General features: G+C 62.2%; 21 protein-coding genes. 13 read left to right on the forward strand and 8 right to left on the reverse strand.

Features of this window, described 5'->3' with window-relative positions; all coding sequences use genetic code 11:
* The first annotated feature begins 54 nt into the window (after positions 1-54).
* Positions 55-2433 carry a Wzz/FepE/Etk N-terminal domain-containing protein gene (locus HRQ64_RS05235; protein WP_172122474.1) on the forward strand — a complete coding sequence of 793 codons (2379 nt, stop codon included), beginning with the start codon at positions 55-57 and terminating at the stop codon, positions 2431-2433.
* A gap of 27 nt (positions 2434-2460) precedes the next feature.
* On the opposite strand, the gene HRQ64_RS05240 is transcribed toward HRQ64_RS05235, so the two are convergent.
* Positions 2461-3420 (reverse strand): nucleotidyltransferase family protein, encoded by a 960-nt coding sequence (locus HRQ64_RS05240; RefSeq protein ID WP_172122475.1) that lies wholly within the window; start codon positions 3418-3420, stop codon positions 2461-2463.
* Between the two features lie 508 nt (positions 3421-3928).
* Between HRQ64_RS05240 and HRQ64_RS05250 the strand changes: the two genes are divergently transcribed.
* From HRQ64_RS05250 to HRQ64_RS05280, 7 genes are all read left to right on the forward strand, one after another.
* Positions 3929-4231: a PqqD family protein gene (locus tag HRQ64_RS05250; protein ID WP_172122477.1), complete on the forward strand. Its 303-nt coding sequence runs from the start codon at positions 3929-3931 to the stop codon at positions 4229-4231.
* A 16-nt stretch (positions 4232-4247) separates the two neighbouring features.
* Positions 4248-4664 carry a lasso peptide biosynthesis B2 protein gene (locus HRQ64_RS05255; protein WP_172122478.1) on the forward strand — a complete coding sequence of 139 codons (417 nt, stop codon included), beginning with the start codon at positions 4248-4250 and terminating at the stop codon, positions 4662-4664.
* Positions 4661-6529 carry an asparagine synthase-related protein gene (locus HRQ64_RS05260; RefSeq protein ID WP_172122479.1) on the forward strand — a complete coding sequence of 623 codons (1869 nt, stop codon included), beginning with the start codon at positions 4661-4663 and terminating at the stop codon, positions 6527-6529. The genes HRQ64_RS05255 and HRQ64_RS05260 overlap by 4 nt, the downstream gene beginning before the upstream one ends.
* A complete protein-coding gene (locus HRQ64_RS05265) occupies positions 6526-7482 on the forward strand; it encodes a serine kinase (RefSeq protein WP_172122480.1) in 957 nt (318 codons plus the stop codon). The genes HRQ64_RS05260 and HRQ64_RS05265 overlap by 4 nt, the downstream gene beginning before the upstream one ends.
* Positions 7483-7589: 107 nt before the next feature.
* On the forward strand, positions 7590-8822 hold the full coding sequence (locus HRQ64_RS05270; protein ID WP_248308239.1) for a polysaccharide biosynthesis/export family protein: 1233 nt from the start codon (positions 7590-7592) through the stop codon (positions 8820-8822).
* Positions 8823-8845: 23 nt separating this feature from the next.
* A complete protein-coding gene (locus HRQ64_RS05275; RefSeq protein WP_172122482.1) occupies positions 8846-9616 on the forward strand; it encodes a family 16 glycosylhydrolase in 771 nt (256 codons plus the stop codon).
* An 11-nt stretch (positions 9617-9627) separates the two neighbouring features.
* Positions 9628-10635 (forward strand): glycosyltransferase family 2 protein, encoded by a 1008-nt coding sequence (locus HRQ64_RS05280; RefSeq protein WP_349236673.1) that lies wholly within the window; start codon positions 9628-9630, stop codon positions 10633-10635.
* Here HRQ64_RS05280 and HRQ64_RS05285 read toward each other — a convergent pair.
* From HRQ64_RS05285 to HRQ64_RS05310, 6 genes are all read right to left on the reverse strand, one after another.
* Positions 10623-11873, reverse strand: coding sequence for an O-antigen ligase family protein (locus HRQ64_RS05285; RefSeq protein ID WP_172122483.1), 1251 nt, complete (start codon positions 11871-11873; stop codon positions 10623-10625). The two genes, HRQ64_RS05280 and HRQ64_RS05285, sit on opposite strands and share 13 nt — an antisense overlap.
* The gene (locus tag HRQ64_RS05290) at positions 11870-12859 is read right to left on the reverse strand and encodes a glycosyltransferase family 2 protein (protein ID WP_172122484.1); all 990 of its coding nucleotides are present in this window, start codon (positions 12857-12859) and stop codon (positions 11870-11872) included. The genes HRQ64_RS05285 and HRQ64_RS05290 overlap by 4 nt, the downstream gene beginning before the upstream one ends.
* Positions 12860-12896: 37 nt before the next feature.
* Positions 12897-13562 (reverse strand): sugar transferase, encoded by a 666-nt coding sequence (locus HRQ64_RS05295; RefSeq protein ID WP_172122485.1) that lies wholly within the window; start codon positions 13560-13562, stop codon positions 12897-12899.
* A gap of 353 nt (positions 13563-13915) precedes the next feature.
* Positions 13916-14854, reverse strand: coding sequence for a glycosyltransferase (locus HRQ64_RS05300; protein ID WP_172122486.1), 939 nt, complete (start codon positions 14852-14854; stop codon positions 13916-13918).
* The gene (locus HRQ64_RS05305; protein ID WP_172122487.1) at positions 14851-16005 is read right to left on the reverse strand and encodes a glycosyl transferase family 1; all 1155 of its coding nucleotides are present in this window, start codon (positions 16003-16005) and stop codon (positions 14851-14853) included. Before HRQ64_RS05305 ends, HRQ64_RS05300 begins: the two co-directional genes overlap by 4 nt.
* A 128-nt stretch (positions 16006-16133) precedes the next feature.
* The gene (locus HRQ64_RS05310; RefSeq protein ID WP_127752081.1) at positions 16134-16319 is read right to left on the reverse strand and encodes a DUF3606 domain-containing protein; all 186 of its coding nucleotides are present in this window, start codon (positions 16317-16319) and stop codon (positions 16134-16136) included.
* 162 nt (positions 16320-16481) lie between these two features.
* Between HRQ64_RS05310 and HRQ64_RS05315 the strand changes: the two genes are divergently transcribed.
* Both HRQ64_RS05315 and HRQ64_RS05320 read left to right on the forward strand, forming a co-directional pair.
* Positions 16482-17156: a dienelactone hydrolase family protein gene (locus tag HRQ64_RS05315; RefSeq protein ID WP_127752082.1), complete on the forward strand. Its 675-nt coding sequence runs from the start codon at positions 16482-16484 to the stop codon at positions 17154-17156.
* Positions 17153-17656, forward strand: a complete 504-nt coding sequence (locus tag HRQ64_RS05320; protein WP_172122488.1) for a hypothetical protein — start codon at positions 17153-17155, stop codon at positions 17654-17656. Before HRQ64_RS05315 ends, HRQ64_RS05320 begins: the two co-directional genes overlap by 4 nt.
* Before the next feature lie 535 nt (positions 17657-18191).
* On the opposite strand, the gene HRQ64_RS05330 is transcribed toward HRQ64_RS05320, so the two are convergent.
* A complete protein-coding gene (locus tag HRQ64_RS05330; RefSeq protein ID WP_172122490.1) occupies positions 18192-18677 on the reverse strand; it encodes a hypothetical protein in 486 nt (161 codons plus the stop codon).
* A gap of 97 nt (positions 18678-18774) precedes the next feature.
* Here HRQ64_RS05330 and HRQ64_RS05335 point away from each other — a divergent pair, with 97 nt between their 5' ends.
* The 3 genes from HRQ64_RS05335 to HRQ64_RS05345 are packed head-to-tail and all read left to right on the forward strand — an operon-like array spanning position 18775 to position 22694.
* Entirely contained in the window at positions 18775-18981 is a 207-nt protein-coding gene (locus HRQ64_RS05335; RefSeq protein WP_172122491.1) for a hypothetical protein, read from the forward strand.
* Positions 18982-21705, forward strand: a complete 2724-nt coding sequence (locus HRQ64_RS05340) for a DUF499 domain-containing protein (RefSeq protein WP_172122492.1) — start codon at positions 18982-18984, stop codon at positions 21703-21705.
* Entirely contained in the window at positions 21705-22694 is a 990-nt protein-coding gene (locus tag HRQ64_RS05345) for a hypothetical protein (protein WP_172122493.1), read from the forward strand. Before HRQ64_RS05340 ends, HRQ64_RS05345 begins: the two co-directional genes overlap by 1 nt.
* Positions 22695-22703 lie beyond the last annotated feature (9 nt).

Genomic DNA, 22703 nt, shown 5'->3' on the forward strand with positions numbered 1-22703 from the left:
TCATTGGCGTTACAACAGTCCTGCTGAAGGTTGCAGATGCAGGAGCCGGCCATATTGAAGGACACCCAATCCAGCAGCCATTGGTCTGCCGGCTCCGCCCGCCACCGCAATCTCGAACTGGTCAATACCGTGCGGCGCCCTGAGCTCGACGATGAGCTCTCATCCGATATTCGCTTCATCGATATTGGCAAGATCTTGATGGCGCTCCGCCGTCAAATGCCGGTTGTGCTCGCCGCAGCACTGCTTGGCGCCTGCTTTGGCGTTGGTTACCTCATGCTCGCGCCGCGCAGCTATGTTTCGGTCAGCCAGATCATGATCGACCCCCGGGTGGGCGCCGTGATCAATGACGAAGAGAGCACATCCTCGCTGGCGGGTGGCGAGACTGACATCCTCAATCAACTTGAGGTCCTGCGATCCACCAGGCTTGCGGGCGAAGTCGCGCGTGGCGAAAACCTCGGTTCGGACCAGACCTTCCTCAACCCGCCGCCTTCATTTACCGGCCGCGTGCGCGGCATGATCGGCGATCTCGTCGGAATGCTGCTGAACCGGCCGCCAGTGGAGCCGGAGCGCCTGACTGAACTCCCCGACGACATGGTTGCCGGGCTGCTGCGCCGTAACGTTCTCGTGGAGCGGGTCGGCCGCAGCTATGTGATCAGCCTGGGCTATCGCTCGCCAGACCCGGAGCTTGCCCATCGGATTGCCTCTGCTTATGCGGACGCTTTCGTGCAGGACCAGCTCAACACCAATCTCGATGCATCACGGACCGCGGCGGACTGGCTGCAGCAACGCTTGACCGAGCTGAGCGTCAGCCAGCAAGAAGCCAGCCGTGCCGTCGAGGAGTTTCGTCGGAGCGCCGACCTTTCCCTTGCCGATAGCGACAATCTCGTCACCCAGCGCTCCGAAACGCTAACCCAACAACTGGTCTTGGCCCAAGCCAATACGGCGCAGATGCGGGCCCAGGCAGAGCAACTGCAAGTAACTCTGGCAGGTGGTCCTGAAGGGCTGGCCGGCCAGTCGCGAGTGCTATCCGACGGCAGCCTTGATGCTGGCAATGTCGCAGAGCTGCTCAGCCGCCAGAACACCATCACGGCCCGGATCGCCGAGATCACCAGCAATTTCGGACTCGATCATCCCCAGATCGCTGCCCTCGAGACTGAGCTCCGTTCCGTGAGGAATGAGATTTTCAATCGGCTGCGTGACAGGCTCGACTATTATCGTGACCAGGTCGCGGTTGCCGAACGACGCGAGGCGGAGCTGCGCAACAATCTGGCGGCGGAAAGCGCGCTGGCTTCGCAGTCCAACCAGGACCGCGTGCAGCTCAACGAATTGCAGCAACGCGCAGAAGCCCTCAATCTCCTGTATAATTCTTTCCTGTCCCGCTACGAAGAACTCCTGCAGCGCCAGTCATTTCCGATCCCGACGGCCCGCATCATCAGCCCTGCCGAAGTGCCATTGGCTGCCTCCAGTCCCAACCTGCTGTTCTCGCTGATCGGCGCGACCATGGGGGGCCTGTTCATCGGCGCGCTGCTCGCCTTTCTGCGCGAAATCCGAGACCGCTCCTTCCGCATCGGCGAACAAATCACCAGCGAACTCGGGCTACGGTTTGTTGGCTATCTGCCCTGTCTGCGTGGGCGGCGCAGCAAGGCAGGTGAGCGCCAGGCGGGCACCAGGTTCAGGGAGGCCTCTGTTTACCGCACCGCTCACCAATTGATCCTCCGCCAGAAGCCGTCCGCACCTACTTCCGCTTTTGCCGAAACTCTGCGTTCGGGCAAGCTGGCGCTGGATGCGGCAGCCCCGAACAGCAACGGTAATCAGGTCGTCGGCATCGTTTCGGCGCTCCCGGGCGAAGGCAAGACCACTGTCGCGATCGCCTTTGCCGAAATGCTCTCTGCCGGAGGCTCGCGGGTCGTGCTGCTGGATGCCGACCTTCGGCATCAGGGCGCGAGCAGGCTCCTCGCGCCAGGAGCACGTCCAGGCTTGCTCCAGATCGCTGAAGGCGCGGACTGGCGTAGTCTGACCTGCATCGAGGACGCAACTGGCCTGACAGTGCTTCCAGCAGGGGGCGTCGGTGCTAATGCCAAGAACCGGGATTTCTTGGGTTCAACCGCCATGCAGGAACTCATAAGTGAGCTACGGCGGGAGTTTGATTATGTGGTCATCGACCTGCCGCCCTTGGCGCCGGTGGTTGACGCCAACGTCGTCCTGCCCTGGACCGATGCCTTCCTGCTGGTGGTGCAGTGGGGTAAGACCCCGCGCCGACTGGTGCGTTCGTTGCTCGAGAAGGACCCGGTGCTGGCCGCCCATATTCAGGGCGCGCTGCTCAACAAGGTCAACTTTGCAGATCTACCCGGCTTCAGTGCGCCCGATGGGTCGGAACGGTATCTCAGCACCTTCAAGAACTATTACCGTGAGCCAGCGCGGGGTAAAGCGTAGGCCGCTTTGGCTAATGCTGCCAAAGCGTTAGTTCTGCTCCGGCAGGCGCCGACCTTCAAACAGGCGCAATGCCGCTTCCGATGCGAGGGCCCTGGCCACCTCCTTGGCGTATTGCGTCCGCTGACCGAGGCACAGCTCCCACAGCACGTCCCGGCGCATGGGCCAGACCAGCTCAGGGTCATCCGGGGTAAGGATCATGCGGGTCAGCGTCTCGTCGGAGATGTTCGCCAGGACGGGTGGTCCTCGGTCAAGTAGTTGATTATCAGTGCCAAAAAGCGCGGTTACGGCGCGTAGCGCTAGGAGCGCCGTGCCGCCGAGACCCTGGTCGGCGGCCGTGGCGAGGAACCGGTCTGGGGTGGTGAGATCGTCCTGCAACAGCACGAAAAGATCGCAGACATGGGCGGCGGTGGCTTCGCGGTTGTAAAGCCCCTTGGCGATGCTGATGGCTGAGATCAGAGGAATCTTGTGCCGAGAAAGGCAGGGGAGCTGCGTTCCTGAGAACTCGATTTGATCAAACATTTCAAGATATTGACCGGCGCGTCGAGGGGCGGGGGAGCCGGGTTGTTGGAGGCGGTAGTGCAGGTCGATGGTGGTGGGAAAGGCTCCGATCTTGACCAGATGCTCTTCGCCAAGGAACAGGCGCCACCAGAGCGAGGTAGAAGCTGATCTATAGTTTAATGCTGCCAATGACTTGACCGCGGCGCGATGATGGCGGCGGGGGAGCAGCACGTCGATATCCGCAACCGGGCGGGTGAAAAAGTCACCGTGAACCAAGCGCTGTTGCAGCGGTCCCTTCATGTAGATGAACGGAGTCTGAACGGCTTTGAGCGTGGCAAAAACTGCCAGGCTTTCGCGTAGCAGCGTCGAGTTGATCTGGAAGGTTCTGAACTTATAGGCGGCAACGGCGGCCTGCTCGCTCGGGCTCAATCGGTGGCGGAGCGGCTCGCTGATGTAAAGCAGGATCTTGTTGGCGATGGCGATGCGCAAGACTCCGCTGCAATCGCCGGCATAACCGGGCGCGGGACCATCTGGTGCGCCAGGGGCAAAGTGCTGGCGCAGCGCGTGGACCACGGTTTGTAGCTCGGCGCGAATTGGCGGGCCCCGCTGGATAGCTGACAGCAAGTAGATAACTGTTGTTTGCCCGCGAGAGAACTCGAATCAACGCCAATCTTCCATATACGTGTCTCTACCTAGTAGTTAATGACGCGTTGACTTGTTGTGACCCAAATGAGCAGGATCAGTTGTGTTGCAGCAAGCGCACAAAGTTCAACTGTTCTGGCTGGAGATTGACATGACGAAACTCACTTATACTGCGCCGCGGCTGGTCCGCCACGGGTCTGTAGAAGCCGTGACCAAGGGTGCATCTACGGGTAGCGCCCTGGACGCGACTTTTCCCACAGGCACCCCTTTTGGCGACCTTACCTTCTCGTAAACGCGTATTCGCTGCTGGGTCGTCGCATTCGGCAGCGAACATTCCTCTTGGCAGGAGCGGGGTTTGACCCAAGAGCTGAACCAGGCCACCAGCGGCACCCTGACCTTCCGTGCCGTTAACGGCGATGCTGTGCTGACCACGGCACTCGGCGACGGCCTTGCGCTGCTGGATCTGAGAGCCAACGAATATTTCACGCTCAACGGCGTGGGAGCGCTGCTGTGGCGCCGGTTGCAGGCGCCGCAAAGCAAGGCTGAACTGATCCAGGCGGTGCAGGCCGAATACGACGTCGATGCGGCGAGCTGTGCCGGGGATGTCGATCTGATGTTGGATGACCTGATTGCAGCCAAGCTTGTGGATGTTCGCTAGATCACTGCTGTTCCGATTGAGACGGTTGCGCGCCGCGGACTACCGTCTGCTGGCGGAGGCCATCATCCTGTTGCTCCAGGTTCGCCTTGGTCTCAGCTTTTCCTCGTTGCAACAGCTGCAGCACAAGTTTCTCGGCCCTGATCGGCAAGAGTCGGCGGCGAGGGCGGATGTGCCACGCATCGCCCGGGTCGTTCGCAACGCGGCGCGACTTGTTCCCGGAGCCAGTTGCCTGACCCAGGGGCTGTCCTACCAGATCCTGCTGCACCGGCGCGGCGTTCCTTCCGAACTCAAGATCGGCGTCCGGCACAACGAGCGGGGCGAATTTGCCGCCCATGCCTGGGTCAGCGTCGCCGGGCAGGTGCAGCTCGGGGGTTCGCGGCAGCAAGTCGCCGCTTTCGCCCCAATCGCACAATTCTGTGCTGGCAGAAAATGAGCGGCATTGCTGGCCTCCTGCTGGCCGAGCATAGCCGGGTGGCACGTCCCGAGTGGCTGGATCGCCAAAGCCGAGCCTTGCATATGCGCGGGCCCGACGGGCAGGGGAGTTGGAGCGGGGGCCGGGTTTATCTCAGGCACGCACATCGCCACAGCACGGGCTTTGTTGAAAGCAACTTCGCGGCGGCCGAGACGGGGATCGTCGGGCTTGCCGATATCCGGCTCGACAACCGGGCGGAACTTGCTGACCTGCTTGGCGCCGATGAGCGCAGCGCCAGCGATATTGCGCTGGTTAGCCTGGCTTATCGCCACTGGGGCCCCGATTGCTGCAGCCGCTTGCTCGGGGATTTCGCCTTCGCCCTTTGGGACAAGGGGTCACAGACCCTGTTCTGTGCGCGAGACCAATGGGGTGTGAAGCCGCTGTTTTACGCGCAAAGTGGCGGCGGGTTTTCCTTCGGTTCCGATCCTGGAGCCCTGATTTGCGACGACGACGGGGTCAACGAGCATCGCGTCGCCAGCTTCATTGCCGGTTTTGTGGATGATCCCGCCGCCACCGCCTTAAGCCAGGTACGGCGCCTGCTGCCCGGCCATTGGCTGCAGCTCAAGGACGGCGAACTGGTGACGCGGCGCTATTGGAGAGCGCAGGCAGCTCCCGACGCAGGTCTTTCACCTCCTGAAGCCGTCCGCGACCTGTTGCAGCAAGCCGTCCGGGCTCGGCTGCGCGGCGCGCCGGCGATGGGGGCCATGTTGAGCGGCGGCCTCGATTCATCTTCGGTCGTGGCGACTGCGGCACGCCTGCGCCCGGGCGTGAGCCTGCGCACCCTGTCGTTCGACTATCCCGCCACGCCCGAGCTCAGCGAGCGCCGCTACGTCGATGCCGTGCTCGCCGCTTATCCGCTCCAGCCGAGTTTTGTTCCCTTCGACGATCTGGCGCCCTTGCAGGGGGTTTCCCAACTGGCGCTTCGTGATGCGGATCTGCTGTTTGCCCCAGGTTCGGGCAAGATGCTGCGCTTGTTCAAAACCGCAAAGGAACTGGGCGCCACCGTGCTGCTGGACGGCCATGGTGGCGACGAGGTGATCTCCCATGGCTATGGCCGGCTGGCGGAGCTGGCGCAGGCGGGTCGGTGGGGTGCACTCTATGGTGAGTTGCGTGGCGTTGCGGCGACGTTCAACGATAGTCCCAGTCGCGTGTTCCTGCGCTATTTTGCGGCTTATGGGCCGGGGCGCCGGCTGGCGGGGAGGGCGCAGAGGCTTTGGTCGGCATTGCGGCCGCCCGAGACCGGTGCCGTGGGGCCCACCGCCTTTGTCGCGGCCGACTTGGCGAAGCGCATCTGCCTTGCCGATCGCCATGCCGAGTGGCGGCAGGCGCTGCGGACCGCCCATGCGGATGAGGACAGCCTGCACCGCTGGAACGTGTCGTCCCCTGCGGTGGGGCAAAGTTTTGAGGCGCTGGATCGCGCCGCCGCGCTTGCCGGGGTGGAACTGCGCTTTCCCTTCTTTGACCGCCGCCTGGTGTGCTACGCGCTGAGCCTGCCACCGAGCGAAATCCTGCGCGATGGGTGGTCGCGCAGCGTGCTGCGCCGCGCCATGCAGGACATCCTGCCGCCGCAGGTGCAGTGGCGGCGTGACAAGACCGATTTCAGCTCCGAACTGCGGCTTGGCCTCGTCAAGCATCATGGAGGGGAGCTCGACGCGTTGGACGGCGACAGCTTCGGGGTCAGCCTGTTCCTGAACATGGACCAGGTGCGGTCGACTATTGCGCGCCTCCGTGCCGACCCGCTTCGGCTCGACGCTGGTGAGCTCTTCGGGCTGTGGCGCGCATTGTTCCTGTCGCTTTGGCTGCAGAGCCGGGCGGCTACCTCATGAGCGGATCTGCTCTCGAGCCGGGCTTTCGCTATCGCCTGTTTGGACTGACGGTGTTGTCCGAGATCGAGATGCCGCAGCTGCCCGCTGCGCCGGTCGGCAGGGTCGACCTCACGATCAGCCGGACCGCGATAGATCATCCGCGGCGTCGCGAGCCCGGTGCGGTGGCCGAGTTCGGGCCGGCAATGCAGTACCTCGCTTGGGAAACGGTCGGTGCGTTTCGCATCCGCAGGGCCGACCTGATCGAGGTCGATCCCAATGCGGGGGTAAGCGATGCCCTGGTGGCATTGCCGCTTTTGGGTTCGGTGATGGCAACGCTGCTGCATCGGCGCGGCCTGCTGGTTCTGCATGCCAGCGCCGCTACGCTCGGTGGGCACGGCATTGCCTTGCTGGGCGACAAGGGCGCCGGCAAGTCAACCACCGCCGCAGCCCTGGTCGCCGCCGGCTATACGCTGCTTTCCGATGATGTGGTGGCGCTGGCCTTTACCGGCGGCAACCGGATCGAAATCCTGCCAGCCTACGGCCAACTCAAGCTTTGGGATGAAGCCGTTGCAGGCCTGGCGCCGCTACCCTTGCGCGAGGGAGGCCAGCTACACCCGGCGATTGCCAAGTCGCAATATGGCCTTACAACAGGATTCTCGGCCGAAGCAGCGCCGCTCAGCCGCCTTTATGTGCTCGGGCGCGGTGACACGGCGGGGGTGACGATGGTGGAGCCCGGCGAAGGGCTCACGGCGCTGCTGCGCTACGCTTACATGGCGCGCTTTGGCGAAGCAGGGTTTGGTCCCAGCATGGCGTCCTATTTCGGGCGCGCTGCCGCCCTCGCCAGCGCTGGCAAGGTGCGCATGCTGCAGGTTCCCGAGGGCGTGCAGCGCATCGGGCAAGCAATTGCCGCACTGGAGCATGATCTGGATCTTAGATCTGTGGGTGAGCTGCGGGCTAATATTGGCGCGATGTAAGTATAAGTCCGGTGCTGTGCTCCATGGGTGCTTCTGATAGGCCAGATTGGTGTTGCAACAATGAGGCGCGCAGCTGTGGCGACAAGGAAATTATTCCGGTGACGACCATGCCACTGAACAGCCGCAGCTTTGCTCGAACGGCGCTGCTTGCCGCAATTTTGGCGCTGACGAGTTCGGTGCAGGCCAAGGCCGGCGATTATCGGCTTAGTGTCTCGGATCGCATTGCCATCAAGGTGGTGGAGTGGTTGCCCAGCGCCGGCGAATTCCGGGAATGGACCGCACTGGCCGGAGAAGCGTCGATCGGCCCCAACGGCTCGGTGCCAGTGCCGTTTCTGGGCGAGGCTGCGGCGGCGGGAAAGTCGCCGGCCGAACTGGGCGGGGAGATCAGCAAGGGGCTGCAGCAGGTTTTCGGGCTCAATATCGCGCCCGATGTCACCGTCGGGATCATCGCCTATGCCCCTGTCTTTGTGACCGGCGATGTGCAGGCGCCGGGGCAGTTTCCCTTCACCCCGGGGCTCAATGTCATCAAGGCGGTAAGCCTGGCAGGCGGCGAGCGCATTTCTACCGACGCCCTGCTGCGGGGTGAACGGGACCTGATCAGCGCCAGTGGCAGCGCGGAAGTGGCCCGCGGCAAGCTGCAGCGCCTGCTGGCGCGGCGCGCGCGCCTCACCGCCGAACTGGATGGGGAAAGCCAGGTGCCGGTCCCGTCCGAACTGAGCGCGGTGGCGGATGGGGCCGCCGTGGTGGCGGTAGAGCAGGCGATCCTACGCGCCAATGCCAGCCGGGCGCAGGCGCAGGCGGCATCGCTGCGGGAGCTGATCAACCTGCTCAATCGCGAGCTGACAACGCTGGCGCAAAAGCAGGCGACGGTGGAGCGGCAACTCGAGATTGCCCGCCGTGAGCTGGGCAATATCAAGTCGCTGGCCAGCGATGGCCTTGCCGCCAATACGCGGGTGTCCGCCATTGAGCAGAATGTGGCGGAACTCGAAACCCGGATGCTCGATATTGGCACCGCCATTCTGCGCGCCCAGCAAAGCATCAGCGATACCGACCGAAACCTTGCCGCGCTTGACAATGATCGCACGGCCGAGCTCACGGCTGAGCTGCAGCAGGTGGATGGGCAAATCGACGAGCTCAATGTGCAGCTTAATACCCAGCAAGCGCTGATCACGGACGCCATAATTTTGGGCGCCGCGCTGCAGGCCGAAGGGGATGAGCTGGTCGCCTATAGCTATTCCATTGTTCGGGCCGGCAGCGAAACCGCGGGCACCGAAACCAGTGAACTGCAGCCCGGCGACGTGATCCGGGTCACCCGCTCCATCAGGGTTGCGAGCCCATGACGCATCAATTCGGAGGTGGCACCATGCTTGCCCAAACGGTGACGGTGATGTTGCTGGCCTCCTGTTTTGCCCTTGGCGGCGTTCACGCCGAGGAGCGCGAGCTGGGCGGGAGCTTTTTCGATGATTTCGACAGGTTGGACCCCGAGCGCTGGTTCGCCTCCGATGGCTGGAGCAATGGCAATCACCAAAGCTGCGGCTGGTCCAAGAACGAGATCGCGGTAGCCGGGGGCGTGCTGCAGGTGGGGTTTTCCCGCAATCCGGCCGCCAACCGGCTCTATCGCTGCGGGGAACTGCAAAGCCATGCCCGGTTCAGCTATGGCACCTATGAAGCCCGGCTCAAGACCCCGTCGGAGGCGCCGGGGCTGAACGCGGCCTTTTTCACCTATGGCGGCCCGCCCATCGGCGAGGTGCATGACGAGATCGACTTTGAAATCCTGCTCAAGGACCCCGCGCGGGTGCAGGCCGGTGGCTATGTCGGTGGCAAGGGCGTGGAACTGGCCACCCCGCTGCTGCCGCAGCCGGCCGACAAGGCGTTTATCGATTATGCCTTTGTGTGGGAGCCAGGGCGGGTGCGCTATTACGTCAACGGCGCGCCGGTGCATGAATTAGGGGAGCCGGCACCGACCCCCGAGCATCAGCAAAAGCTTTATTTCAGCCTGTGGTCTACCGAAACGCTGAGCGACTGGATGGGCAAGTTCCAGGACCCCGGCGCTCCCCTGACCATGGAAGTGGACTGGGTGGGCTATACGGCCCCTGGGGAGCGCTGCTTGTTCCCCCAATCGATCACCTGCTGAGGTGCTTGCCCGTGAGCGACAGCACGCGTGAGGCCAATGCGAGCCAGCGAGGCGGGGGCCTGGCCGGCGGCGTCTGCGTGATCATTGCGGCCAAGGATGCTGCCGCAACCATCGGGCGCGCGGTGCGCTCGGCACTGGCGGAGCCGGAAGTGCGGCGCGTCGTCGTGGTGGATGATGGCTCACGCGATGCCACTGGTGAACTCGCCCGGCGGGAAGGGGCGGGGACGGATCGGGTTACGGTATTGCGGCTCGAGCAGAACCGGGGGCCGGCTTATGCCCGCAACCTCGCCATCCAGAGCAGCGACGAACCGTTCATTGCCATTCTGGATGCCGATGACGCCTTTTTGCCCGGCCGCTTCGAGCGCCTGGCGCAGTTCAAAGGGGCGTGGGATCTGCTGGCCGACGACATCGCCTTTGTGGCCGATCCTGAGGTCGTCCTCCCCGAACGTTCGATCGGGGAGCCGTTCTATCTAGGTCTGGCGGCGTTCGTGGCCGGCAATCTGGCGCGGGCGGGGGTGGACCGGGGAGAGTATGGGTTCCTCAAGCCTGTGCTGCGGCGCGAAACGCTGCTGCGCAGCGGCTGCCTCTACAACCCCGCGTTGCGGCTGGGTGAAGATTATGACCTTTATGCTCGTTTGCTGGCCCGCGGCGCCCGCTTTGCGGTGGTGCGTTCTTGCGGGTATCGGGCGCTGGTGCGAGCCGATAGCTTGAGTGGGCGCCATCGCACCGTTGATCTGCAGCAATTGGTTGAGGTGGACGCGGCGCTGCTGCGCGATCCCAACCTGCCGCAAGCGGCCCGCAGCGCCCTGCTCGTGCATCTGCGCCAAACGCGGGCCAAGTTCGAGCTCCGCCGCTTTCTCGATACCCGGCGGCAGCAGGGCCTTGCGGCAGCCTGCCGCCAACTGGGGTTGAGCGGGCCCGCCTGGGCGGCGGTGGCCGGTGGCATTGTTCGCGACAAACTTGCGACCGGGCAACCGCCGCGTGAGCCGGTGAGGCAGGGGGTGCGTTACCTGCTGTAACGCAGAGGGCTGCGGCGGGGAATTTGAGACGCGGCGCGGATGGCGTAAACCAGGGCCAGCAGCACCACCACGGTTTGGAAGCTGAACTGGTAGAACACCTGCACCTCAACCATGGAGGTGCAAAGGATCATGGTCAGGTAACCGGCAAAGAACGCGTTGGCGGCAGAGGGCGCGCGCAGGCTCCAGCGCAGGGTGAGGATGAAGGCCGTTGCCAGCAGCATCACCTGGAGAGCGACGCCGACAATGCCGATCTCGACGGCATTGGACAGGTAGGTGTTGTGAAAATTGAAGCCACTGCGGCTGCCGATGCCGAACTGGGCCCACAAGGCTTCGGCAGGCGCAAAGCCATGCAGCCAGAAGGCCCGAAAACCCATGCCGAACCATGGCCGTTGGCTGATGAAATCGAGCGCAACCGTCCAAAGCTCGGTGCGGCCGGTCAGGGTGACGTCCTTGCCCGAACTCTCGAGCACGAGCTGCATGATCTCGCTCCAGTATGCGGCGATCAGCAGGGACATGGCGGCAGCGAGCATGAGGAGGGCGGCGGCAAGCACCACCCGGTGCGTCGGAGCGAACCAGCGCATGAGCTGCACAATCATGATCAAGGCTGCTCCCGGCACAACCACGATGATGGCCCCGGCCGATTGGGCCAGCCCGATCAGGGGCAAAGCGAGCAGCAGCCCGGCAAGCCCGCTCCAGCGTTCCAGCGCTGAGCCCGCCCGGTCGCCCAGGGTGGCGAGAGACGCCAGGAGGAAGACGGACACCGCGGCGGCAAAGGCATTCTTGCTGCCAAAAATGCCGACCCAGGCGCCTATATCGGCGCGCACGCGGCCAAACAACACGCTGGCGATCATGGTGAGGAACATCACGACAAAGATCGCACGCAGGGCAGAGCGCGGCGGCACCCGAACGGCAATGGTGATGGCAATGATGACCGTCAACCAAAGCTGGATGGCACCGCGAAAGGAGTCCGGGGGCGCTTCGGACCACAAGGTCGATGCCAGGCAATAAAGCGGCAGCAGCAGAATAAGCCAGAAGCGCAGGAGGCCCTGGATGTTGTGCTGCACATTGCTAAGCACCAACACGGCGCCGCAGCCAAGGAACAGGAGGATGGCCCGGCTACCCAGCAGCGGATCGAGTTGCAGGGCGCCGAGGCAGATCGCGCTCAACAGGGCGGCGAGATTGAGGCGCATCTGCCAGCCAAGGCTGAGAGCGCGAGGGGAATGGACTGCGAGCGTCATGGCGACAACTCAACCGAATAGGACGATCGGTGTCCCCTTCGGGCGAGCCGTTCGCGCACAGAAACAGCCAGGTGGCGGAGGAGAGCGGGTTGGCGCAGCACCGCATTGGCGGCGGGGACGAACCGGCGCTGCTTGAGTGCCTCGACCAAGTGTTCGTAGGCCAGTTGCTCGCTCAATATCTGGCGCCGGCGCTCAAAGGCAGCCCGGATGCCGGGAGATCTTGCAGCGTAAACTCGCGCAAGGTCATCATGGCTCTGCAGCATGGCGCGCGCAGTATCGGTCGACAGCCGATGCGAGAGCGACGCGCTATGCCGCCGGTAATGATAAAAGCTCTGCGGCGTGACGCAAAGCCTTGCACCCTCCAGCACCAGACGCAGCAGCAGTTCGTAGTCCTCACCAATGCGCAGCTGTTCGTTGTAGCGCGCGGTTTTGGCGAACTGGCGCCGTATCATCGGCTTGAGATAGCCGAACTGGACGCTGGCTCCGCGCGCCGCCGCGCGTTCCGTGATCAGCATTTCGGGCGTGATGGTGGTTGGTTCCGACAGTTCCAGGCCGCCGAGCAAGCGGTGATGCGGCGCTGCTCCCTCCATAAAGAAAGCAAGGTCGTCGGCGACAATGTCGGCCTGAAAGGCACGGGCCAAGTGCAGCAATTGCGCCAGTCGGTCGGGCTCGATCAGGTCATCGGCATCCACAACGGCAACCCATTCGCCCTGTGCTGCGTCGAGACCCGCATTGCGTGCGGCTGCCGGCCCGCAATTCTGTGGGAGGGCAAGCAGCCTGAGCCGAGCATCGCTCGCGGCAAGGGAGCGGATGATCTCGACGCTGTTGTCACAAGAGGCATCATCCACCACGATCAGTTCCAGCTTGGCATGACTCTGGCCGAGCACCGATTGGATCGCAGTGGCCAGAAAGGGTGCGCCGCAGTGATTGGCCATGACGACGCTGACCAGCGGCTCACACCCCAATTGCACAAGGTGCCCGGTCACCGAAGGTCCCGCTCGCTGGGCCGGAGGCCCCCGAAACTCACCGGCTGCCCTTGCGCACGAGCACGACGACGAGCGTGCGCAGCAAAATGCTGAGATCGTTGGGCATCGACCAGGTGTGGACATAGTGCTCGTCGAGCGCCACGCGGCTGTTATAGTCCAGATCGCTGCGGCCGCTGACCTGCCAAAGCCCGGTGATCCCCGGCCTGGCGCTCCAATAGGCCGAGATGGCGTCGGCATAACGGGGCACTTCGGCCTGAACGATCGGCCGCGGCCCGACAAGGCTCATCTCGCCCTTGAGCACATTGATCAGTTGCGGCAGCTCATCGAGGCTGGTGATCCGCAGGAATTGACCGAGCGGCGTGATGCGGGGGTCAGCGCAAAGCTTTTGGCTGGCGTTCCATTCGGCTCGGGCCCCCGGCGAGGCCTCCAGATGGCGGGCAAGCACCTCGGAGGAGTTGACCACCATGGAGCGGAATTTGAGACAGCGGAAGCGCCGCCCCTTATAGCCGATCCGCTCATGGGCGAACAACACGGGACCAGGATCCCAGGTGGCGATCATCATTGCAATGATGAGCATGGCCGGCAGCGCCAGGAACAGCAGGATGGCGGCCGCGCCTATATCGAAACTGCGCTTCAGCTTGCCCCCGCGCGGCAGTTCCGAGAACGACGGAATTCGGGAAACATCAGAATTGACCAGCGACATTCGTGCCTTGCCTCAACCATACCGACGCGACCCCAGTCCGGATTGCTTCCGTGGCGTGCTCCACCGGCGGCCCATCTCGCCCAAGGCGGAATGAACGCGCTGTTGGCACCAGGCAGAAAGTAATCCTCGAAGGCAGGGTAATATGCGTCCCAAGCCGCGAGTTAACAAAACATGAATGAGGAAGATAAACAATGCCAAGAACGCATACGGTCTATGCGTAATTCTGGTCAACCAAGTTCATTACGTTGTTTTCTGCATATGAATAGTACAACTACTTAGAGTATTGGTGAAGTTGCGGATACTTGAACTGAGTAAAGGCGAGCGGGTGAGGAGATGGTCTCGCATTGGCCTTCTCAGGCGCCGTAGTGACGGGCCTGTCTGGTGCCGAAAAGGCCTCCCACGACGCCCAGATGCAGCACGCCCCGTAGCAGGTTCTTGCGCCAAGCTATGGGCGACCACGCTGTTGCGAGGGTAAGTCCCAAGCACAACGCCGCCTTGGCGCTGGCGAGCGCTACCGCTCGCAACCGGTTCTCGCCGGTTGCGAGCAGCCGCGCTCCATAGGTCTGCCCGGAGCGAAAGCGGCGCCGGACGAGCCAGCCTAGGCCGGTGCGGCTTGCCGGAACGGGCTCATAGACCCAGGCCTCGGGCGCAAAGGCAATGTGGCCGCCCGCGTCGGTGAGGCGGTAAAAGAACTCGGTATCTTCGCCACCCGTTTGCCCCAAGCCCAGGTCAAAGCGCATCGACTTGACGGCAGCGGTGCAGCGCAGCAGGACGTTGCAAGTATAGCCGGTGCGGATCCCGCCCCCGGTTTGAACCGGCAGGGTGGAATGAAAATCACCCACGCGCTGCCAGGCGGGCACCGAAGGCTCGTAAAGCGCTCGCACTGGGCCTAGCACCACATCGGCCTGGGTCTGCCGGGCAGTGTCCAGAAGCGCTTTCAACCAGCTCGGCGAGACCAGTTCATCATCATCCACAAAGGCGACGAAATCGGCATCGGCGTGCTCGAGGCAGGCATTGCGCGCCAGCGAGATATTGGCCGAGGGGACATGAAGGTAGAGCAGGGAAAAGGGAAAATCGGCGCGCTGCGCCTCCACCAGGGACGCTGCCGATGCGACCGCGTCATTGTCGGCGACCAGCACGCGAATCTTGGCATCGGCGGCTTCGATCGCGGCGATCGAACCCAGTGTTTGGGCCAGGTGGGGCCGCTGGAAGGTGCAAACACAGATATCGACGCTTGTTGAAGCGAATGGTGGGCTATCTGCGGCGGGGACTTGCGCTACAGCCTCGCTCACGCCAGCACCCCCGCTACCTGCGTCTTGCCGCTGCCAAGGCTCGCCAGCCTCGCTACTAGCGCGCGGCAGTCTTCGGCTCCATGGGCGAACTGGGTGGGCTCCGCGTGCGCAACAGCAGCCGCCAGCCTCTCCATCCGCTCGGGCGTCAGTTGGGCCACCATATTGTCGAGGGTCGCGGCTGCAATATCGGGCACAACGACGCCGAGGCCGTGACGCTGGAGATAACCGGCCGTTTCCGTGCCGGCCACGGCAATGGGAATGGCGCCAAACAGGCAGCCTTCATAAAGCCGGTTGGGCAGCAGCCAGGCCGAGTTCTGGCCTTCCTCGAAGAAATCGATCGTCCAGCTTGCATCCACCTCGGCATAAATCTGGGGCAGCTCGGCAGCACTGTAGGGCCCAAGAAAGCGCAGATGGGGGTGCCCGGCAATCTGCGCGAAGAAATCGCGAAATTCGCTCAGCGCGGGCCGGCCGCGAAGCACGACCTCCACCCTGCCGTTGCAGCGATCGCTTAGGGCGGCGAGCGCATCCAGCGAGCGCTGGCAGCGTAGCGCACCGAACCAGCCGATCCTGATCACCCCATTCGGGCGCATTGTACGCGGGGCTGGGGGGATGGCGCCCTGGGTCAGCAGCACCTTGTTTTCGAGGAGCAGGGAGGGAAGACTGCTCTGCGCATCGAAATAATGGCGCAGAAAGCCGGGAGAACTCGTGATCAGCAGCGCTGCAGTGCTCGACCAGTGCCGCTCCGCCGCGCGCAAGCTGCGCCCGAGCCAGTCCTGGCGCAGCAGCAAACGATGGATGTCGAGGCATTCATAAACCAGCTGGGGCTGCCGGGCCCATCGGTTTTGCAGCCGCCGCGCCAAGGGCAGCATTTCGAGATTGCGGGCAATGATCAGGTCCGGCCTGGGCCAGTTCGCCAAGCGGCTGGTGATCCGCAGCAAGCCGCGGAGGACGGCTGCGATGCGTTGCGTAAACCGGGCGTCAAAAGTGTGCCCGAGGCAAACGCAATGCCGCACATGGAGCTCGGGCACTACCGCGCCGCCGCGCAGAAAGCCGGCAACGGAAACCGTTGCGCCGCCCGCGCGCAACATGGTAATGCGGCGTGCCACCGCCGGATCGGCCAGGTTGGGAACGAGATAAACGATGCTCGGCATGGCGCGGTCTCCCGCAGCAGCACTATTGCAGGCAGCGCTCCGCACAAGCGTTCAAACGCTTAGGGAGTGCTCCGAATAGTGGCGCGGGAGGTCGGGTCCTTGCCCTTGGTGCGGCCCTTCTAGCGGGGCTAGTTGCCCTTTTCGAGCTTCTGCTCGACCTTTTTGCGGCTATTGCCGACTTCCTGAACGGCTTCCTTCACTTCCTCTTGGGAAACGCCTTCCTTGCGGGCTTCATAACGAACCTCATGGTCCTGCCCGCCAGCAACGCGTGCCCGGTCCTGGGCGCGCCCACGCGCGGTGTGTTGGTTTGACATTGCAGCCTCCTTGCTCCGTTAACCCTCTTAACGCGAGGGGGGCCCCATGTTTCCACGCCAGCAACGAAGGGCTCCAATCGCCGGCTCACGCGTTGAGTGCAACAACGCCGCCGGCTGCATCTGGCCGACATTGCGCCACGGGCGAGGCAAGGGAGTGATATTGTGGGCCAAACCATTGAACTGACGGCGAGCGACGGCGCGCGCATTGCGGGTTACCGGGCTGATCCCGAAGGGCCCGCCAAAGGCGGCGTCGTAGTGATCCAGGAGATCTTTGGCCTCAACCATCATATCCGCGCCGTGTGCGACCGCTTTGCGGCGCAGGGTTACCTTGCCGTGGCACCGGCCATGCAGGATCGCTGGGCCCCCGGCTTCGAGGTCAACGATTACGGCCCCGAGCAATTCGCCAAGTCGCGGGCCTTCTTTGGCAACTTCCGCCCGGAGCAGGGTCTTGCCGATGTGGCCGCCGCCGTTGAGGTGGCAAAGGAAGCGGGCAAGGTCGGCATCACCGGCTATTGCTTTGGCGGCATGGTGACCTGGCGCGCCGCGCATGCGGGGCTCGGGCTTGCCGCGGCCTCCGGTTTTTATGGCGGCGGCATCCCCAATTACATTGATCTGGCGCCCACCATCCCCATCGAAATGCATTTTGGCGATCGCGACACCGGCATCCCTCTCGAGCAAATCGAGCAGTTGCGCGCCCGCTATCCGCAGGTGCCGGTATATTTGTATCCAGCGGGGCACGGCTTTTTCAACGATGAGCGGCAGTCCAGCTATGACGCGGCCAGCGCCGCAACGGCGTGGCAGCGAACGCTGGATTTTTTTGCGCAGCATTTGCAGTGAGCAACGGGGGCGCCATACCCGCGCCGAGTGGAGCGCGGGAGCAGCTCGCCGCCCACTGGCACCTGCTGCAGCGCGACTTCGCCGCAAGCCAATGCGCACGCCTGTCGTTGCGCAAGGCCTGGCTGGTCGCGGTGCTGCTCGATCATGTGCCCGACCGGATCTGGGACGCCTGCATCGAGGCGGGCGCGCCATTGCCGCATGGCGCCCCCGATCTTCCCTCCTATCGCGCCTGGCTGCGCTCCAGCGCGCCGGCCTTGGCCGATATCTTCACCCTGGTGGCGCTACAGCCGGACGGCCCACGCCTCGAACTGCTCCCGGTCGCCGTGCCGGCCGAAGCGGTCGAGGCGCTCCCCGTCGAGGACTTCATGATCAGCCTTTATAACGACAATCACATCCAGCAGCTGATGCTCACGACGGCCGTCGGCGCCATCCCGGCCCATGACCGGCTCGCAGCCGCCATGGAACGCCTGGGCAAGGAACTGGACTTGGTCCGCCCCTGATTCGGCAGGGGCCGAGTCACGGCGAAGATCTGTGATGTAGGGGAAGAAAACTGGTGCTGCCGGACAGGATTGAATTGTTGTTAGCTAAGAAATATCAGCGGTTTAAAGAGTTTTTTGTAACGGCGTTACGTGCGCTACTTTGTAACGATCGCATTCGCCGTGAACGCAGCTTTGCGCCTCCGCATTGGCTCGGCGTGCCATTCCGGCTCCATGTCATTGCCCTCGATCTCACATAGGGCAGCAAAAGTGCCGTTTAGGCGCTGGCACGATTGTCGCTTGGCAAGCGGTCGGCGATGTTCAACGGTGCGAGAAGGCATACGATCCCGGCTGCATCTCAGCGAACTTTGGGCAGCTCGTCCCACCGCGTCGTATATCGGGCTGATCGCATCTCGAACCTGGTCGAGAAAGCCGATTTGCTCGAGAAGCCGACAGCAGCCGGTACAACAGTTGCGCGGCCCCACCGGCGATTGGCCTCGTCCATGGCCGCCATCACCTTGGCCGCCTTATCGTGATCCAAGCTGTCCAACGGCGATTTCTACGCCGATCCGGGCGTCGCCAGGTTCTGGGTCAGGATGCCGGCCTTGGAATACCGGAACCCGGATTTCCATAGGCCATCGACGGCACGTCTGGCGGCCTTGATCAACTGCATGGTATCGTTGGTTGCCTCTGGGACGTCGATGGTCATGCAGACATTACGCTGAGGCTCGCCATCGTTGAACTGGCTGGTGTGAATGAAGACTGTCACGTGGTCGGTGGCAAGGCCGTAGCGCCGCAGTTTTTCGCCGAGGCGAGTGGCGTAGCCCGCAACCGCCTGCTCCATTTCGACCTTGCTGGTCACGCGCTGCCCGAAGCTGCGGGTGACCGCGCATCCCTGGCGCTGCGGCGCCACCGTCTCTATGTCCATGCAGGAACGGCCATTGAGCTCGTGGACGATCTTCTGCCCTACTACGGTCATGATGCCGCGCGCCCGCTCGGGCTCCAGGTCCCGCAGTTGGCCGGCATCCTGAATTCCCAGCGCCAAGAGCTGGCCCCGCTCGGGATTGCCAAGTAAACAAACTCGTGACACTTTGACCTATCGAGCGATGAAGCTCTTTAGCTATCTAGCGTGCAGAGAGCTTATGCCTGACAATTCGCCCTTGAAACCCATTCGTGACCGAGCAGATGGTCGTAGATCTTTGCTGGTCTACATGGACGCGGGCTTGATCAAGGAATTGAAGAAAGCCGCGGTCGACGAGGACCGTAACGCTTATGAAATTGTGGAAGAAGCCACTCGCAAATGGCTCGAAGGTCGTGCGAACGACAAATCCTCTGGAGGGCATGAGTAGATGCTTGGGTTGAACCTACGAGAAGAGTTCCGTGGCAAACGCCTTAAAGGGACGGCAATTGAGCTCGCCAACGAGAACAACACTGGCGCTACTCAGATCGCGGCCAAGGAATTTCTTGGTATCACCTACCCAACGCATGACCTGCTGAAGGCTATAGAAGCCGTCGGGCCAGATCAGGGTCGCCCAATAGTCGTTATTGGTGATCGTGGCTTGGGTAAGTCACACCTATTGGCCGCGCTGTACCACACCATAAATGACTCCACCTCAACCAGTGCTTGGCTGCAATCCTGGGCCACTACCTTGGGAGATCCAAGCATCGGCAAGATCGCTCTGCGTGACCCGATGCTCGTTGTTGGGGAGAGCCTCCATCGGCAGCGGTACAAATTCCTCTGGGATCTTCTATTCGAGCGCCATCCGCACGGGTCGTACATCAGGGGGAAATGGGAGGGAATGGGCACTGATGTTCCCTCCGACAAGCTCATCCTTGAGCTGCTTGAGCACTCTCCTACTATGCTGCTCTTGGACGAATTTCAGACTTGGTTCGATGGTGTGACCAACACCAAGCAGTATCCTTGGCGAAATTGGGCGTTCAATTTCATACAGATCTTGTCCGAGATCGCAAAAGAGCGGCCGGATCTCCTTGTTTTGGTGATCTCCGTCCGTCATGGCGGCAGCGACGCGTACCAGCAGGTACATCGGGTTAATCCTGTAGCCATAGATTTCAAAGCTGGCGGCAATGCCGAACAGATTCAGCAAGACCGCCGGCGGATGCTGCTTCACCGCTTATTCGACAATCGTCTTCAAATCTCCAGCTCTGCAATCGACACTGTTCTAGCGACGCACGTATCGGAATATTTCCGCCTTCTCGCCGTGCCGCCTGCGGAGCAAGAGCGCAAGCGCAAGGAGTTTACCGAGTCCTGGCCCTTTGCTCCCCACCTCCTTCGACTTCTTGAAGAGCAGGTTTTGGTAGCCACCGACGCTCAGGAAACGCGCGATATGATCCGCATCCTGGCCAATCTCTACAAAAGTCGTGGGGAACTGGCGCCTGTGCTTACAGCGGCAGACTTCCGTCTCGACGACGACGCCTCCGGAATTGGCGCTCTACTGGACTCGGTGTCCAACGAGCATCATCGCACCCTGCGCGAGAAGGCCCAGCAGAACGTCATCTCAGTAACTGAAGCGGTTTACGATCGATCCACTGTTACTCATTTGCAGGAGTTGGTGGGGGCGCTGTGGCTCCGCTCCATTGCTGTCGGTAATCTCGCAGGTGCAGACGATGCCACTTTGCAGATCGACATCACCCGCGGAAAGGCCATCGATGACAACGCCTTCCAAGTCGAACTCGCCACCATTGTCGAGAACAGCTTCAACATCCACCAGGACGGCGCTCGCCTGGTTTTCCGAGAAGAAGAGAATCCACGCGCCAAACTGATGGCTTGCGTTCGCAACGACAAGCTTTTCGCAGACGGCGCGGACCAGAGCCACTTAGCCAACCAGATACGTTATGTGATCGGCGGGAGCCAAGAGGTAGCGAAAAGCTTCAGAGTGATCGCCCTCCCACGGTCGTGGCAGCACGATCCCTGGTCGGCATTGGAAGAAGCTGAACGTCCCGATGTGTGGGACAATCGGCTGCCCATTTTGGTACTTCCAGAAGAGCCAGAAAAACTGGACCAGCAACTTGGGAAGTGGCTCAAAGATCACCTCCAGAAGCGAAGGAACACCGTGCGCTTCCTGCTTCCCACAGCTGGTTCGACGAATTCATTCCTGGATCGGGATCTGGTGATACTCGCGCGGGCCGACATGAAGGCCAAGGAGTGGAGCGAGCAAAGCCCCGAGTACAAAAAGCTTCAGAAGGAGTTCGAAACCAGCCTCCGCGACAACCTCAAGAAGCGGTTTGACCGGTTTGCAGTGCTTCATCGGTGGAATTTCGCCGACCCGAACCAATGCCTTTTCAGTGTTGAGAGTCTCAAGAAGCAGGGAACCCAGATCCCTGAGGCGATCGAAGATACGCTCTCAAGGGATCTTTTCGTTCCAGAAGATTTCGAGGAACTCGTGGTTGCGGCCGCGGCAGAAAGTTCTTCGGTTGGCAAGCTGCTGCGTGAACTGCAGGAGCCCCGGCCTGCAGGGCAAGATTGCGTACCTTGGCTCGGCGAAACCGTGATGAAGGAGAAGGTCCTTGGCCTCTGCTCCCGTGGCAGAATAGCGCTCAATGTGCGCGGCCTTGAATATTTGCAGACCCAAGCTGGCGAAGACGAAGACGCTGCATGGAAGCGCTTGCGGCCAAAATTGCCCTACACCGGACGACAGCTGGACGAGATCCTTCTCCTGGAGCCATCTGCTGTCCCAACAACCGGAGGAGCTGTACCCACGCCCCCTCCAAATGTTGGATCAGGAGACGTCTCGGGGGGCACATGGCCGCCGACTCATCCTGGTGGGCAGGACGTCGTTGTGGAGAAACCATCACCACCTGCAACGCCAGGGGGTGGGATCTTCATTGGCGGCAATTCGGGCGGTTCCAAGCCGCGCGCTCCCTACAGCAATCCCCCCACGTCACCTTTAAACTTGATAGGCAAGCTTGAGAGTTGGGGCATCAACCCAGGAACGCAGTTGGCAGATGTTTCCATCAAGATAACGGCTGCCAGCGGCGCGCAGCTGAAAGAGCTCCTGAAGAAACTTCCCGATGGAATGACCTTTGAGCTTAGCCTCGAGAAGGAAGAGAACTGATGCCTCTTGATCGCGTCCTGCTCGATACCCTGACCATAAGCTCTCCTGTTGAAGCTTGGCGCCAAATCATCAGCACCGCTCTCGAGATTACGTCCAAGCCGCTGATCGTGGAAAACGCGGCAAGCGAGGTGATCAAACGAGATCGAGAGATTGGCACGCTTGATCACTGCCTTTCTTCCAGCAGCTGGGACCTCTGGCAAGATTTTGGCGACGCCGTGGAACGTACCTCGGATCGTTTAGTTCGCTGGTGGGCTGAACCATACAGCGCGAAAGCGGTACTCATTCTCGACGGCCTGTCTTTACGTGAGTTGCCGTGGCTTATGCAGGGCGCCACGGACCGTGGCTTCACTCTTCACGAAGTCAGCGCCAGCGCCTCGGAGCTTCCAGGAGAAACTGATCAGTTCGCTCATGCGCTTGGCATGGCAGGGCGCAGCAAGCTGCAGAACAATGGCGGCGGCTCATCTCATAAGTTGCAGCCATCTCAGACCGAGGCGCTGGACCTTCCATGGAAGGACTGTGAAGCCCTGGTCGGCAACGCTCCCAACCAGATCTTTTGGCATCATTGGCCTGACGCTAAGCTGCATGACGGCTCTGGTGCAGGGCATGGACTAGAGCAGTTGACGAAGGACGTGGCCGAGCGGCTGACCAGCGACGAGTTCTGGGATTTCGTCGAGCGACTCGCCACCGGGCGGAGGTTGGCTATTACTTCGGACCACGGCTATGCGGCAACGGGTCACTTTCCCGATGCGGACGGCGAAGTCAGCCAATTCCTGAAACAGACTTTTTCCAGCGGGCGTAGCAGCGCGGGGGCTGGTGACACAGGTCCGTTTGTTCCGCCCGTAGCATTGCAGATCAACAGCCCACACGGAGCGCACCTGCTGGCCCTAGGCCGAAGGAAATGGCGCAGCGCGGGCGGTTACCCGACGCTCACTCATGGCGGTTTGTCTCTCCTTGAGGTGCTCTCCCCGTTCGTCGAGCTGACCAAATAAGGATTGCGG

Origin of the sequence: Devosia sp. 919 (assembly GCF_013185965.1) — a bacterium.
In the GTDB taxonomy this organism is placed as follows: Bacteria; Pseudomonadota; Alphaproteobacteria; order Rhizobiales; family Devosiaceae; genus Devosia.

What these genes read in the sequence shown, in the direction of transcription:
- HRQ64_RS05260 (WP_172122479.1), top strand. Translation starts at nt 4,661, where the DNA reads ATGAGCGGCATTGCTGGCCTCCTGCTGGCCGAGCATAGCCGGGTGGCA.
- HRQ64_RS05265 (WP_172122480.1), top strand. Translation starts at nt 6,526, where the DNA reads ATGAGCGGATCTGCTCTCGAGCCGGGCTTTCGCTATCGCCTGTTTGGA.
- HRQ64_RS05270 (WP_248308239.1), top strand. Translation starts at nt 7,590, where the DNA reads ATGCCACTGAACAGCCGCAGCTTTGCTCGAACGGCGCTGCTTGCCGCA.
- HRQ64_RS05275 (WP_172122482.1), top strand. Translation starts at nt 8,846, where the DNA reads ATGCTTGCCCAAACGGTGACGGTGATGTTGCTGGCCTCCTGTTTTGCC.
- HRQ64_RS05285 (WP_172122483.1), bottom strand. Translation starts at nt 11,873, where the DNA reads ATGACGCTCGCAGTCCATTCCCCTCGCGCTCTCAGCCTTGGCTGGCAG.
- HRQ64_RS05295 (WP_172122485.1), bottom strand. Translation starts at nt 13,562, where the DNA reads ATGTCGCTGGTCAATTCTGATGTTTCCCGAATTCCGTCGTTCTCGGAA.
- HRQ64_RS05305 (WP_172122487.1), bottom strand. Translation starts at nt 16,005, where the DNA reads ATGCCGAGCATCGTTTATCTCGTTCCCAACCTGGCCGATCCGGCGGTG.
- HRQ64_RS05310 (WP_127752081.1), bottom strand. Translation starts at nt 16,319, where the DNA reads ATGTCAAACCAACACACCGCGCGTGGGCGCGCCCAGGACCGGGCACGC.
- HRQ64_RS05335 (WP_172122491.1), top strand. Translation starts at nt 18,775, where the DNA reads ATGCCTGACAATTCGCCCTTGAAACCCATTCGTGACCGAGCAGATGGT.
- HRQ64_RS05340 (WP_172122492.1), top strand. Translation starts at nt 18,982, where the DNA reads ATGCTTGGGTTGAACCTACGAGAAGAGTTCCGTGGCAAACGCCTTAAA.
- HRQ64_RS05345 (WP_172122493.1), top strand. Translation starts at nt 21,705, where the DNA reads ATGCCTCTTGATCGCGTCCTGCTCGATACCCTGACCATAAGCTCTCCT.